Genomic DNA, 13,818 nt, shown 5'->3' with positions numbered 1-13,818 from the left:
AGGTGTGGGCGGCGGCGTCAGCGCTGGGAGCGGGTGCGGCCGGCCAGTGAGCGGGCCGGGCCGCGGGTGGCCGCGGGACCGGGCTCGTCGGCGGGCTCGACGGCGGCGGCCTCGGCGAGGCGGACGAGCCGGGACTCGCAGTGGTCGAGCCAGCGGGCCTCGGCCTCCGCCTGGAAGATCAGCTGCTCCACGACGAGCAGCCAGGCGACCTCGTCCCGGTTGGCCGGGACGTCGGCCAGGGCCTGGGCCTTGAGCCGGGTGTAGTCCTGCATCGCCTGGAGCGTGTGGTGGCGCTGGGACTGGATGACGGCGCGGATGTCGACGCCCGGCGCGCCGACGGCCATGGCGAGCTTGATGGCCAGCTCGTCGCGGGGCGGACTGGTGCGGTCCACGGGCGTCTCGAACCAGGTGCGCAGCTCGGCGCGGCCGTCGTCGGTGATCGCGTAGAGGTCGTGCCCGGCGTCGTCCGTACCGTCCTGGACGATCATGCCGTCGCGTTCCAGGCGGCTGAGCGTCGTGTAGACCTGGCCGACGTTCAGGGGCCAGGTGGAGCCGGTGCGCGACTCGAACTCGGTGCGGAGCCGGGACCCGTAACGCGGGCCCCGCTCCAGCAGGGCCAGCAGGCCGTGGCGAATGGACATACTGAGTATGTATACCGAGTATGTTCGTCCTGGCAAGTCTCGACGGCCGCCGGGAGGAGGCGAAACCCGCGGGGCGCGACGCTCAGTTCGTACGGCGCATACGGAACGCGAGGAAGCCGAGCCCGAGACCGACCAGGGCGATGCCCGAACCGAGCGAGACCTGCTGCACGCGGCGTACGTCCGCGGCGTCCAGCGCCTGCACGGACCGCTGCCCCGGATCGGTGAAGGCACTGGACGGCGGAGGGGAAACGGGCAGGTCGACGGCGTCCACCACCGGCTCCTCGGCCTCCTCGGGCTCGTCCTCCTCGACGGGATCCTCGGCCCGCGCCTGCTCCAGCGGCGACAGCGAACGCCCGGGACGCTCCTTCCCGGCCCCGGCCTCGCGCCCGGCCAATGGGGCGGTCGACCCGGAGACATCGGGAGAAGCGGAAGCGGAGGAAGAGGGTTCCGGCTCCTCGGCCCCGGGCCCGGCGGGGGCCTGCGCGTCGCGTCCGGTCGCCGCCGGGGAGGACGGGACCGGACCGGTCCCCGACGCTCCGGGGACCGGAACGCCGGACGGCAGGGGCAGGGCGGAAGGAAACGCCGAGGGGGACGTGGAGCCCGACAGGACGGGCGGCGGAGAGGCGGGGGAGGACGGGGCGGCGGACGCGGTGGCGGCGGGGCTCGACGCCCCGGGGGCCGTGGCGGTCATGGACGGCGGACCGTCGGGGGCCGATGAACCGTGGGCGGAGCCCGCCGACGGCCCCAGCGCCGCTCCGACCGCCGCCAGCAGACAGACCGCACACCTCGACGGCCATGCGGCCGGAAGTCCTGGAGCCATGAGATCAGCGTCACACGCGCCCCTGTATCCGGCATCCCGGACGCGGTATCCGGAAGTCAGGGGCTCATTACCGGTCCGCTCACCGGTCCACGACGAAGATCCGGCGAGATCCGTGGACCCGTAACGATCATCTTCGGACACCGCCCGGCCGGGCGGTGTCCGACGTACCGGCGGAGATTCAGGAGGGCTTGCCGGTGGAGACCTTCAGCTCGAAGTGGGCGCCGCGCTCGTCGACCGCCGCACCGGAGGACGGGAACTGGCCGACGACCTGGCCGTCGGCGTACGTGTTGCCCGGCTCCTCGATCTCCTTGATCGTCCAGCCGGCGGCGGCGGCGCACGCCTTCGCCGACAGGATGTCCTTGTAGATGAAGCTGGGCGCGCGGACCTTCTTCGGGTCGTTGGAGTCCTCGGACGCGCCGGAGCACTCCGTGTCCTTCATCGTGCGGTTGCGCTCCGGCGGGCGGTAGCCCTCCACCTGCTCGGTGCCCGTGCCCGCCTCGTCGTCCTTGCCCTGGAGGGCGATCGCGGTGATCAGACCGCCGACGGCCAGCAGGGCCACGACGATCGAGCCGACGATGACCGGCATGTTCCGCTTCGAGCCGCCGCGGTCGGTGGTGCCGACGGCCGTCGCGTGCTGCGGGCTGATCGAGTACGGCGGCGGGGTCTGGTGCGACAGGGGGCCCGGGGTCGGGTAACCCTGGACCTGGCCGGACTGCGGGTAGCCGTAGCTCGGCGTGGGCGCCGGGGTCGGCTGGCTGTACGGGCCGGGCTGCTGGTGCTGCTGGTGCTGCGGATGCGGCTGGTACGGCGTCTGCACGCTGTGCGGCGCCGGGGTGCTCTGGTCGACCGGCGGGAACACCGCCGAACCGACACCGGAACCGCTGTTGGCGGGCCCGCCGCCGGCCACGATCACCGGGGCGCCGGTCTGGCCGCCGGAGGCGTTCAGCACCCGGGCGATCTCGTCGCGCATCGCGGCGGCGCTCGGGAAGCGCTCGTTCGGGTTCTTCTTGAGGGCGCGGGCGACGAGGGCGTCCATCGCCGGGGTGACCGCCCGGTTGATGCTGGAGGGCGCGACCGGCTCCTCCTGCACATGCGCGTACGCGATGGCCAGCGGCGAGTCCGCGTCGAACGGGATCCGGCCGGTGAGCAGCTGGAAGAGCATGATGCCGACCGAGTACAGGTCGGAGCGGGCGTCGACGCCGCGGCCCAGGGCCTGCTCGGGGGAGAGGTACTGCGGGGTGCCGACGACCATGCCGGTCTGGGTCATCGAGGTGACGCCGGACTGCATGGCGCGGGCGATGCCGAAGTCCATCACCTTGACGACGCCGCGCTTGGTCATCATCACGTTGCCGGGCTTGATGTCCCGGTGGACCAGACCCATCTCGTGGCTGGTCTCCAGGGCGGCGAGCACGTCCGCCGTCACCTTGAGCGCCTTGTCGGCCGGCATCGCGCCGTGATCGCGGATGTCGGCGGCCAGCACCGAGCCCAGCGGCTGCCCCTCCACGTACTCCATGACGATGTACGGCATCAGCGCACCGCCGAGCTCGTCCTCGCCGGTGTCGAAGACGGAGACGATGTTGGTGTGCTGGAGCTTGGCGACGGCCTGCGCCTCGCGCCGGAAGCGCTCGCGGAAGGACTGCTCGCGGCCGAGCTCGGTGTGCAGGGTCTTGATCGCCACCTGGCGGTCCAGGGCGGAGTCGTAGGCCAGGTAGACGGAGGCCATCCCGCCCTCGCCGAGCAGGTCGCGCAGCTGGTAGCGGCCGCCCGCGACCGCCCCGCCCGCATAGCGGCCCTGTGCGCCGTCCTGGCTCATGACTTGCATCCCCCTCGGCGGCGCGCGGTGGCACGCGATGTTCTGCCTGACAGTTTCTGTCTGACGTGATGGCGTGCGACGCGGTTCCCGTACAACGCGATTACGCGCCAAGTCTGCCGCAGGGGTCCGACACGTCAAGCCGGGTGCCCGTTCCGTGACCCTACGCACAAGAAGCGTCTCGGAAGCGTTACAGGAAACGCATCAAATTCAGGTGTAGGACGCGCCGGGCGGTCCGATGATCCTGCCGCAGCGGAACCGGGGTGTCCGGCGGAGGCTGTAGCGTGACGTGGCAATGCAGCAAGTGCAGCAAGGCACCGTGAGAACCCGCGGACGCGCGGACAGATACGACGGCGAGGACTGATGGCACCCGATTCCGAAGCAAACGGCGGCGGAGTTTCGGATGGCACCGACTCCTGGGGCGTCGGGGGCGTCGTCGGTGACGGACGTTACCGGATGACCCACCGGCTCGGCCGGGGCGGCATGGCGGAGGTCTACGCGGCGGAGGACGTCCGGCTCGGACGGACGGTCGCGGTGAAGCTGCTCCGCTCCGACCTGGCCGAGGACCCGGTCTCCAAGGCCCGCTTCACCCGCGAGGCACAGTCCGTCGCGGGCCTCAACCACCACGCGATCGTCGCCGTGTACGACTCCGGCGAGGACGTCGTGGGCGGCCAGACCGTGCCGTACATCGTGATGGAGCTGGTCGAGGGCCGCACCATCCGCGACCTCCTCCTGACCGCCGAGGCCCCGCCGCCCGAGCAGGCGCTGATCATCGTCTCGGGTGTGCTGGAAGCCCTGGCGTACTCGCACCAGCACGGCATCGTGCACCGTGACATCAAGCCCGCCAACGTGATCATCACGGACTCCGGCGCGGTCAAGGTGATGGACTTCGGCATCGCCCGCGCGCTGCACGGCGCGCAGTCGACGATGACCCAGACCGGCATGGTCATGGGCACCCCGCAGTACCTCTCCCCCGAGCAGGCGCTCGGCAAGGCCGTCGACCACCGGTCCGACCTGTACGCCACCGGCTGCCTGCTCTACGAGCTGCTCGCGCTGCGGCCCCCGTTCACCGGCGAGACCCCGCTCTCGGTGGTCTACCAGCACGTCCAGGACATCCCGGTGCCGCCGTCCGAGGTCTCGGACGTGGTGCCGCCGGAGCTGGACGGGATGGTGATGCGCTCGCTGGCGAAGGACCCGGACGACCGGTTCCAGAGCGCCGAGGAGATGCGCGGGCTCGTCCAGTACAGCCTGCAGATGCTCCAGGTGCAGGGCGGTCACACGGGCACCTGGAACACCGGCCCGGTCACGCTGCACGAGGGCGGCCAGACCCCGCCGCACGGGATGACCGGCTCCACCCGCGCCATGGGCCACCCGATGCACGGAGACACCTCGCAGGGCCCGATCCTGCCGCCGTACAACCCGGACGACGGCGGGTACGACGGTGGCGGCGGGCAGCGGCGCTCCGGCGGGCGCGGCAAGATGTGGCTCTTCGTCCTGCTGGCCCTGATCGCGATCGGCGCGGGCGTCGCGTTCGCCATCAACGCGGCCCAGGACGACGGCGGCGACAAGAAGAAGCCGGTCACCCCGTCCACCTCGGTCAGCCAGTCCGAGGAGGAGCCCTCGGAGGAGCCGTCCGAGGAGGAGAGCGACGAGCCGGAGGATCCGGACACCACCAGCGGCGGCCAGACCCAGCCCAATCCGCCTCCGTGGACCCCGGACCCGACGCCGAGCGAGCCCACGTTCAGCCCGTCCCCGACGCCGACCGACACGGACGGCGGCACGTCGGACGGCAGCACCAACGAGGGCAGCAGCGGCGAGCCCACCGGCGATCCGACCGATCCGAGCACCGACCCCGGCACCCCGGGCGGCGCCGGCGGGAACGACGGCGGCGCGGGCGGGGACGACGGCGGTACGGGCACCACGCCCGGAGACACCTCTGTGGGTGCCACGGCGGGGTAACGCGCCACCGCACCGCATCACCTCTGAGCCCGGCGTGCGCCCCAGTGGCGCGCGCCGGGCTCATGCGGTGATGCACCGATTCACTCCGTGAAGGCCGCGCACACCGCCTCGTACTCCCGCGTCCACCACACCGCCAGGGCCGACACCGCGGGGAACTGCGGGTCGGCCCTGCGGTCGTCGAGGCGGTAGCGCCAGCGGAGTATCCAGAAGTCGTTGAGCCGCTCCCACCACACCCGGTGCACCGCCGCCGCCAGCTCCGCCGCCCCCGCCCCGGCGGCCCGCCGGTACGCGCGGGCGTACGCCCTGACCTTCGCGAGGTCCAGCTCCCCGGCCGGCCGGACGAAGAAGATCGCCGCCGCCCGTACCGCCTCCTCGGCGCGCGGCTGTACGTCCAGCCGGTCCCAGTCCACGATCGCGACCGGATCGGCGCCCCGGTAGAGCAGGTTCAGCGGGTGGAAGTCCCCGTGCACCCACCCCGTGGCCGGTCCGTCCGGGGTGGGCGGGCGGCGGTGGGCGTGCTGTTCGAGCAGGGCGCGGCGCTCCACGAGCCGGTGCACGGCGAGTTCGTCGAAGGCGTCGCGCGGGGTGTCCCGGCCGCCCTGCCCGCGCGCGGCGGCCAGCAGGTCGTCGATCAGCGCGAAGGTGTCGGCGGCGTCCGGGCTGCGGTGTGCCGGCCGGGCGGGCTCTCTCGCCGGATGCGGGCCGTCGCGCGGCGCCATCACCTGTTCCAGGCCGGTGTGCACGGTCCCCAGGAGTGTTCCGAGCCGCTGCGACTGGGCGAGGGTCAGCTGGGCGCCGACCCGGTGGAGGCCGTTGACCCAGGGGTGGAGGGCGTAACACCGTTCGCCGATCACGGTGACGGTGTCGCCCCGGGTGTCGGTCAGCGGCGGGACGACGGGCACGCCGAGCGACTGCAGGCGCTGGGTGGCGCGGTGCTGGCGCACGATCGCGGCGCGTTCCCCGCTGGGGTCGTCCAGGTGCTTCTTGTCGAGATGGTGCTTGAGGAAATAGGAACCGCTCGTGGTGGAGACGCGGTACCCGTGGTTCAGCAGGCCTTTGGTGATCGGCTCGCAGGCGAGCGGCTCGCCCACGCCCGGGTAACGGCGCAGCACCTCGCCGACCGGGGGAACAGGTGGACGAGTGACATATGAGCGCGGCACTTACCAGATGTTAGATCACTCTGCGTGGCCGCTTTGCGGACTTGCGGTCACGCCCGCCGGTGCGCTAAAGGCGTCACGGAGCCGAAGTCTCAGAAATCCAGCGTGTGTTCCGTGACGAAGTGCGGATCGACCCGCAGATAGGCCGGCGCATAGGGCTCCCCGTTGACGGAGACGGGCGCCGCGCCGAACAGTTCCTCCTGCTCGGGGCGGGGGTGCACGATCTCGGCGGGGCCGGTGAACTGCACCGACCACAGATTGCCGCCGTCGCCGGACGCCGCGTCGTTGTAGTTGTCCGCCCCGTACGCGACGACGCTGCCGTCGCACGCCTCGTGATGGCCGAAACCGCTGTGCATCCGCAGCAGGATGCGGCCGTCGCACACGATGTGCCGGGCCACCGCCAGGAACGGCAGGGCCCGCATGCTGGTCGCGAGGCGGCCGTACGGGACCCGGCCGAGCAGATCGAGCGGCTCGGCCCGTTCGACCGTGCCGACCGCGCGGCGTGCGTGGCGGGATCCGTGGGAGTCGAAGGACATGGCTTCCACTGTCCCCCGGGCGTAGGGGCCGCGTAAGAGTCGCCTGCCCCGGGTGGTGCGGGACCAAAGTCCCGGCGCGGGGGCGGGACGGCCCGCGCGGGGCTCAGCGGCGCTCGGCCTGGAGCCGTGCGACATACGCGGCCGCCTGCGAGCGGCGCTCCATGCCCAGCTTGGACAGCAGGCTGGAGACATAGTTCTTGATGGTCTTCTCGGCGAGGTGCAGACGCTCCCCGATGACCCGGTTGGTCAGCCCCTCGCCGATCAGGTCCAGGATCTTGCGCTCCTGCTCGGTGAGGCCGGCGAGCTTGTCGTCGCCTTTGCCGTTGCCGCCGTCGCGCAGCCGCTCCAGCACCCGGGCGGTCGCCACCGGGTCCAGCAGCGATTTTCCGGCGGCCACGTCCCGTACCGCATTCAGCAGTTCATTGCCGCGGATCGCCTTCAGCACATATCCCGAGGCGCCCGCCATGATCGCGTCGAAAAGCGCCTCGTCATCGGCGTACGAGGTGAGCATCAGGCATTTGATGTTCTCGTCCTGGGAACGGACCTCCCGGCACACCTCCACCCCGCTGCCGTCCGGCAGCCGCACGTCGAGCACCGCCACATCGGGACGCGTCGCCGGGATCCGCACCAGGGCGTCCGCCGCCGTACCGGCCTCGCCGACCACCTCGATGTCCGGTTCGGAGGCGAGCAGCTCATGGACGCCACGCCGGACGACCTCATGATCGTCGAGCAGAAATACCGTGATTTTTCCTTCTTCGCGCACGATCGCAGTCTCACACACTCGCTTCCCCTCCGCTCTTCCCTGGCGCTGATCCGCGGGATAACGTGCCGTTGTTCCGGCGGCCTGCAAGGCTGTTTCCAGTGCCCTGACCAGCAGAGCTTCGCGATTTTTTCGATTTACTTGGAAATCCAAGCAAAATCGCAGGTCAGATAGGGTTTCGCAGTTATGCGATGCACTGGGTAACGTGCCTATGACAGGGCGCTCGCCGGGGCACCTGTCACGCCTGATCCCGGCCGACCGGCACCCACCCCGTGCACGGCTGTCGGATTCAGGCGAGCCGCACTGGTTTCCCGGCAGACCCCGGGGGCCGGACCGACGGAGGAGCACGCACGTGACCGTGGAGAGCACTGCCGCCGCGCGTAAACCGCGACGCGCCAGTAAGCGGACCAGCGCCGCGAAGAAGCCGCAGAGTTCCGAGCCCCAGCTCGTACAGCTGCTGACGCCCGAGGGCGAGCGCGTCGAGCACCCGGACTACAGCATCGATCTGAGCGCCGACGAACTGCGCGGCCTGTTCCGCGACATGGTGCTCACCCGCCGCTTCGACGCCGAGGCGACCGCCCTCCAGCGTCAGGGCGAGCTGGGCCTGTGGGCCTCGCTGCTCGGCCAGGAGGCCGCCCAGATCGGCAGCGGCCGGGCCCTGCGCGACGACGACTACGTCTTCCCGACCTACCGGGAGCACGGCGTCGCCTGGTGCCGCGGCGTCGACCCGACCAATCTGCTGGGCATGTTCCGCGGGGTGAACCACGGCGGCTGGGACCCGAACAGCAACAACTTCCACCTGTACACGATCGTCATCGGCTCGCAGACGCTGCACGCCACCGGCTACGCCATGGGCGTCGCCAAGGACGGCGCGGACTCCGCCGTGATCGCGTACTTCGGTGACGGCGCCTCCAGCCAGGGCGACGTCGCCGAGTCGTTCACCTTCTCCGCGGTCTACAACGCCCCGGTCGTGTTCTTCTGCCAGAACAACCAGTGGGCCATCTCCGAGCCCACCGAGCGCCAGACCCGCGTGCCGCTCTACCAGCGCGCCCAGGGGTACGGCTTCCCCGGCGTCCGGGTCGACGGCAACGACGTCCTCGCCTGTCTCGCCGTCACCCGCTCCGCGCTGGAGCGCGCCCGCCGCGGCGAGGGCCCGACCCTCGTCGAGGCGTTCACGTACCGCATGGGCGCCCACACCACCTCCGACGACCCGACGAAGTACCGGGCCGACGAGGAGCGGGCCGCCTGGGAGGCCAAGGACCCGATCCTGCGGCTGCGCGCGTACCTGGAGAAGGAGAAGCTCGCGGACGAGGCCTTCTTCACCGCGCTGGACGAGGAGAGCGAGACCCTCGGCAAGCGGGTACGGGAAGCGGTACGCGCGATGCCCGACCCGGACCCGATGGCTCTGTTCGAGCACGGCTACGCCGACGGCAACTCCCTCGTGGACGAGGAGCGGGCCCAGTTCGCCGCCTACCAGGCATCGTTCGCCGACTCTGCCGAGGAGGGCAAGTAGCCATGGCCGTGGAAAAGATGTCCATCGCGAAAGCGCTCAACGAGTCGCTCCGCCTCGCCCTCGACAACGACCCGAAGGTCCTCATCATGGGTGAGGACGTCGGCAAGCTCGGCGGCGTCTTCCGGATCACCGACGGACTCCAGAAGGACTTCGGCGAGGACCGGGTGATCGACACCCCGCTCGCCGAGTCCGGCATCGTCGGCACGGCGATCGGCCTGGCCCTGCGCGGCTACCGCCCGGTCGTCGAGATCCAGTTCGACGGCTTCGTCTTCCCCGCGTACGACCAGATCGTCACGCAGCTCGCCAAGATGCACGCCCGCGCGCTCGGCAAGGTCAAGCTGCCGGTCGTCGTGCGCATTCCGTACGGCGGCGGCATCGGCGCGGTCGAGCACCACAGCGAGTCCCCCGAGGCGCTCTTCGCGCATGTCGCGGGCCTCAAGGTGGTCTCGCCGTCCAACGCGAGCGACGCCTACTGGATGATGCAGCAGGCCGTCCAGAGCGACGACCCGATCATCTTCTTCGAGCCCAAGCGGCGTTACTGGGACAAGGGCGAGGTCGACACCGAGTCCATCCCCGGCCCGCTGCACAAGGCCGTCACCGTCCGCGAGGGCGGCGACCTCACGCTCGTCGCGTACGGGCCGATGGTGAAGGTCTGCCTGGAGGCGGCCGCGGCCGCCCAGGAGGAGGGCAAGTCGATCGAGGTCCTGGACCTGCGCTCGATGTCCCCGATCGACTTCGACGCCATCCAGACGTCGGCCGAGAAGACCGGCCGGGTCGTGGTCGTCCACGAGGCGCCCGTCTTCTACGGCTCCGGCGCGGAGATCGCCGCCCGGATCACCGAACGCTGCTTCTACCACCTCGAAGCGCCCGTGCTGCGGGTCGGCGGTTACCACGTCCCGTACCCGCCGGCCCGGCTGGAGGACGAGTATCTGCCCGGTCTGGACCGGGTGCTCGACGCCGTCGACCGCTCGCTGGCGTTCTGAGGAGAGGGTTCGTGACGACGATGACCGAAACGTCTGCTCGCTTCCGTGAGTTCAAGATGCCCGACGTGGGTGAAGGACTGACCGAGGCCGAGATCCTCAAGTGGTTCGTCCAGCCCGGCGACACCGTCACCGACGGCCAGGTCGTGTGCGAGGTCGAGACCGCGAAGGCGGCCGTCGAGCTGCCGATCCCGTTCGACGGGGTGGTGCACGAGCTGCGCTTCCCCGAGGGCACGACCGTCGACGTCGGCCAGGTGATCATCGCGATCGACGTGGCCCCGGGCAGCGGCGACGCGCCCGCCCCGGCCGCCGCCGCTCCGGTCCAGGAGCCGGCCGCCGAGCCCGAGGCGGAAGCCGAGCCGAAGGGCCGTACGCCGGTCCTGGTGGGCTACGGCGTCGCCGAGAGCTCCACCAAGCGCCGCCCGCGCAAGGGGGCGTCGGCCGCTCCGGAGGCCGCCGCCGTCGCGGCTGCTGTGCAGGCCGAGCTGAACGGGCACGCGGCGCCCGCGGCGCCCGCCGCCCCGGCCGCGGCGGTGCCGGCCCAGGGCGGCCGTCCGCTCGCCAAGCCCCCGGTGCGCAAGCTGGCCAAGGACCTGGGCATCGACCTGGCGACGGTGGTGCCGACCGGCAAGGACGGCATCATCACCCGCGAGGACGTCCACGCCGCGGCGGCTCCGGCCGCTGCTCCGGCGGCTGCCCCGGCTCCCGTACCGGCGGCCCCCGCACCGGCGGTCGCCGAGGCCCCGGCGGTGGTCTCCGACTCCGCCCGTGAGACCCGTATCCCGGTCAAGGGCGTGCGCAAGGCCATCGCGCAGGCGATGGTCGGCAGCGCGTTCACCGCGCCGCACGTCACCGAGTTCATCACGGTCGACGTGACGCGCACGATGAAGCTCGTGGCCGAGCTGAAGGAGGACAAGGACATGGCGGGGGTGCGGGTCAACCCGCTCCTCGTCATCGCCAAGGCCCTCCTCGTCGCGATCAAGCGGAACCCCGAGGTCAACGCCGCCTGGGACGAGGCCAACCAGGAGATCGTGCAGAAGCACTACGTGAACCTGGGCATCGCGGCGGCCACCCCGCGCGGTCTGATCGTGCCGAACATCAAGGACGCGCACGACAAGACGCTGCCGCAGCTCGCGGCGGCCCTGGGCGAGCTGGTCACCACGGCCCGGGACGGCAAGACCTCCCCGGCCGCGATGGCGGGCGGCACGGTGACCATCACCAACGTCGGCGTCTTCGGCGTCGACACCGGTACGCCGATCCTCAACTCCGGTGAGTCCGCGATCCTGGCGGTCGGCGCGATCAAGCTCCAGCCGTGGGTCCACAAGGGCAAGGTGAAGCCGCGTCAGGTCACCACGCTGGCCCTGTCGTTCGACCACCGCCTGGTCGACGGCGAGCTGGGCTCCAAGGTGCTGGCCGATGTGGCGGCGATCCTGGAGCAGCCGAAGCGCCTGATCACCTGGGCGTAACGCGTTTATCGGCGGCCTTTACGCAGAAGGGGCCCGGCCCGCACACCTCGTGCGGGCCGGGCCCCTTCTCCGTACAACGCGTGCGGGCTACTTCTTGAACCCGTAGTCCATCAGCTTCTTCGCGTCGGCGGTGCGGTTCGCCTCGGAGGACGAGGTGAGCACCGTGCCGATGACCGTCTTGCCCTTGCGGGTCGCCGCGAAGACCAGGCAGTACTTGGCGGTCGGGCCGGAGCCGGTCTTGACGCCGATGGCGCCGCTGTAGCTGCTGAGCATCTTGTTGGTGTTGCTCCACGACATGTAGCGGTATCCACCGCTCTTCGTGGTCACCTTCTGCTTCGTCGACTTGGTCTTGACGATGGAGCGGAACGTGGAGTTCTTCATCGCCTTGCTGGCGATCTTCGTCAGGTCACGGGGGGTCGAGTAGTTGTTGCCACCCCCTATGCCGTCGAACGAGTCGAAGCGGGTGTTCTTCAGCTTGAGGCTCTTCGCCGTGGAGTTCATCTTGCCGATGAACGACTTCACGCGGGCCGCACGGGTCTTGCCGGAGCCGAACTTGTCGGCCAGGGCGTACGCGGCGTCGCAGCCGGAGGGGAGCATCAGACCGTAGAGGAGCTGGCCCACGGTGACCTTGTCGCCGACGATCAGCCGGGCGGACGAGGCGTTCTTCGAGACGATGTAGTCGCTGTAGGCCTTCTGGATCGTGACCTTGGTCTTCAGGTTCACGTTCTTCTGGGACAGCACGACCAGCGCCGTCATGATCTTCGTGGTGGAGCCGGTGGCCCTGCGGGTGTCCGCGGACTTGGTGAAGAGGGTCTTCCCGGTGCCGTCGTTCATCACGAAGCCGCCCTTGGCGACGATCTTCGGAGCCGGCGGTGCGGCGGCGTGCGCCGTGGAGGCGAAGGCGCTGCCCGCGAGCACCGCACCGGCGGTGAGGGTCACGGTGGCCGTCACGGTGACGCGATTGATGCGCTTGATGCCGATTTTCAACTGAACGCTCCAAATGCCCCTGATATGCGGCCACATAAGGGTGCCGCTCGCAGGTGAGACTCCTGGGAAGGGGCAATGGATGTGTTACCGAACGGGTGATTTTGCGCGGGCTTGACCGGGGCGCCCTCCGGTCAGTGCCCGCAGCCGTCCGAGCCCGCCGCCGGGGCGCAGCAGCCCTTGCCCCGCCAGGCGTCGCGCCCCTCCTTGACCGCGATGACGGCGATGGCGAGGGCGGCCACCGGGTCGGCCCAGGACCAGCCGAGCGTGGCGTTGAGGACCAGTCCGACGAGCAGGACGGCGGAGAGGTACGTGCACAGCAGGGTCTGCTTCGAGTCGGCGACGGCGGAGGCGGATCCGATCTCCCGGCCGGCCCGCCGTTGGGCGGCCGACAGGAACGGCATGACCGCGAGCGAGAGCGCGGCGATGACGATGCCGAGCGGGGACGGTTCGGCCTCGCCGGTCCCGGCCAGCGCCCGGACCGCGTCGACGGCGACGTACGCGGCGAGCGCGAAGAACGATACGGAGATGATCCGCAGGGCGGTCCGCTCCCGCCTCTCGCGCACCGCGTGCTCGCGGGCGGAGAACTGCCAGGCGACCGCGGCGGCGGAGGAGACCTCGATGACGGAGTCCAGGCCGAAGCCGACCAGGGCGCTGGAGGAGGCGATCGTTCCGGCGGTGAGCGCGACCACCGCCTCGACGACGTTGTAGGCGATGGTGGCCGCGACCAGCAGCCGTATCCGGCGGGCGAGCGCGTCCCGGCGGGCCGGCGAAGGGCCGAGCGAGAGCACGGTCATCAGCAGCAGCCCTTCGTCTCCGCGTCCGGGCAGGTGCGGTCGGTCTCGACGGCCAGCACCGCGGAGCGCAGGTCGCCCAGCGCGCTGCCGAGACGTTCGTCGGCCAGCTCGTAACGCGTCCGGCGGCCGTCCGGCACGGTGACGACCAGACCGCAGTCGCGCAGGCAGGCCAGGTGGTTGGAGAGCCGGGTGCGCGAGATGCCGAGGGCCTCGGCGAGGTCGGAGGGGTACGCCGGGGCCTCGCGGAGCGCGAGCAGCAGGCGGCAGCGGATCGGGTCGGCGAGCGCGCGGCCGAACCGCGCGAGCACCTCGATGTCGGAAGCGACGGTCAGCATGAGATGACAGTACAGCTCTTCCTGAATTCAGGGAAGCATGAACTGTTGCTGATCTCCCGC

Annotated in this window: 13 protein-coding genes; 4 read left to right on the top strand and 9 right to left on the bottom strand. The window is 70.9% G+C overall.

The features are described from left to right. Positions 1–17: 17 nt before the first annotated feature. The 3 genes from ACSMXR_RS17695 to ACSMXR_RS17685 all read right to left on the bottom strand — a co-directional run bounded on the left by ACSMXR_RS17695 (position 18) and on the right by ACSMXR_RS17685 (position 3,274). Entirely contained in the window at positions 18–641 is a 624-nt protein-coding gene (locus ACSMXR_RS17695; protein ID WP_137229305.1) for a PadR family transcriptional regulator, read from the bottom strand. Between the two features lie 82 nt (positions 642–723). Then, positions 724–1,461 carry a hypothetical protein gene (locus ACSMXR_RS17690; RefSeq protein ID WP_137229303.1) on the bottom strand — a complete coding sequence of 246 codons (738 nt, stop codon included), beginning with the start codon at positions 1,459–1,461 and terminating at the stop codon, positions 724–726. 178 nt (positions 1,462–1,639) lie between these two features. Further along, positions 1,640–3,274, bottom strand: a complete 1,635-nt coding sequence (locus tag ACSMXR_RS17685) for a protein kinase domain-containing protein (protein ID WP_473172306.1) — start codon at positions 3,272–3,274, stop codon at positions 1,640–1,642. A 360-nt stretch (positions 3,275–3,634) separates the two neighbouring features. On the opposite strand from ACSMXR_RS17685, the gene ACSMXR_RS17680 reads away from it, so the two are divergent. Beyond that, on the top strand, positions 3,635–5,230 hold the full coding sequence (locus ACSMXR_RS17680; RefSeq protein WP_137229299.1) for a protein kinase domain-containing protein: 1,596 nt from the start codon (positions 3,635–3,637) through the stop codon (positions 5,228–5,230). Between the two features lie 80 nt (positions 5,231–5,310). On the opposite strand, the gene ACSMXR_RS17675 is transcribed toward ACSMXR_RS17680, so the two are convergent. The 3 genes from ACSMXR_RS17675 to ACSMXR_RS17665 form a co-directional block, all read right to left on the bottom strand. Further along, positions 5,311–6,342 (bottom strand): phosphotransferase, encoded by a 1,032-nt coding sequence (locus ACSMXR_RS17675; protein ID WP_376185522.1) that lies wholly within the window; start codon positions 6,340–6,342, stop codon positions 5,311–5,313. 137 nt (positions 6,343–6,479) lie between these two features. Further along, entirely contained in the window at positions 6,480–6,923 is a 444-nt protein-coding gene (locus ACSMXR_RS17670) for a pyridoxamine 5'-phosphate oxidase family protein (protein ID WP_137229297.1), read from the bottom strand. Between the two features lie 103 nt (positions 6,924–7,026). Next, positions 7,027–7,686: a response regulator gene (locus ACSMXR_RS17665; protein ID WP_137229295.1), complete on the bottom strand. Its 660-nt coding sequence runs from the start codon at positions 7,684–7,686 to the stop codon at positions 7,027–7,029. A gap of 349 nt (positions 7,687–8,035) precedes the next feature. On the opposite strand from ACSMXR_RS17665, the gene pdhA reads away from it, so the two are divergent. From pdhA to ACSMXR_RS17650, 3 genes are read left to right on the top strand one after another with little or no spacing between them, the layout of a single operon-like run. Beyond that, a complete protein-coding gene (gene pdhA / locus ACSMXR_RS17660; protein ID WP_137229293.1) occupies positions 8,036–9,196 on the top strand; it encodes a pyruvate dehydrogenase (acetyl-transferring) E1 component subunit alpha in 1,161 nt (386 codons plus the stop codon). A 2-nt stretch (positions 9,197–9,198) separates the two neighbouring features. Continuing rightward, positions 9,199–10,179: an alpha-ketoacid dehydrogenase subunit beta gene (locus ACSMXR_RS17655; protein WP_473172305.1), complete on the top strand. Its 981-nt coding sequence runs from the start codon at positions 9,199–9,201 to the stop codon at positions 10,177–10,179. Between the two features lie 11 nt (positions 10,180–10,190). Beyond that, complete coding sequence (locus tag ACSMXR_RS17650) at positions 10,191–11,642, top strand: dihydrolipoamide acetyltransferase family protein (RefSeq protein ID WP_137229289.1); 1,452 nt, start codon at positions 10,191–10,193, stop codon at positions 11,640–11,642. Between the two features lie 87 nt (positions 11,643–11,729). Here ACSMXR_RS17650 and ACSMXR_RS17645 read toward each other — a convergent pair whose 3' ends face one another. From ACSMXR_RS17645 to ACSMXR_RS17635, 3 genes are all read right to left on the bottom strand, one after another. After that, the gene (locus tag ACSMXR_RS17645; protein WP_218525698.1) at positions 11,730–12,629 is read right to left on the bottom strand and encodes a D-alanyl-D-alanine carboxypeptidase family protein; all 900 of its coding nucleotides are present in this window, start codon (positions 12,627–12,629) and stop codon (positions 11,730–11,732) included. 131 nt (positions 12,630–12,760) lie between these two features. Then, positions 12,761–13,423 (bottom strand): cation efflux transmembrane domain-containing protein, encoded by a 663-nt coding sequence (locus tag ACSMXR_RS17640; RefSeq protein WP_218525699.1) that lies wholly within the window; start codon positions 13,421–13,423, stop codon positions 12,761–12,763. Next, on the bottom strand, positions 13,423–13,758 hold the full coding sequence (locus tag ACSMXR_RS17635) for an ArsR/SmtB family transcription factor (RefSeq protein ID WP_103507320.1): 336 nt from the start codon (positions 13,756–13,758) through the stop codon (positions 13,423–13,425). The genes ACSMXR_RS17640 and ACSMXR_RS17635 overlap by 1 nt, the downstream gene beginning before the upstream one ends. Between the last annotated feature and the right edge of the window lie 60 nt (positions 13,759–13,818).

Source organism: Streptomyces sp. DSM 106670 (assembly GCF_055792845.1).
The sequence above is the reverse complement of the archived record's forward strand: the minus strand, read 5'-3'. Positions and strand labels throughout refer to the sequence as shown.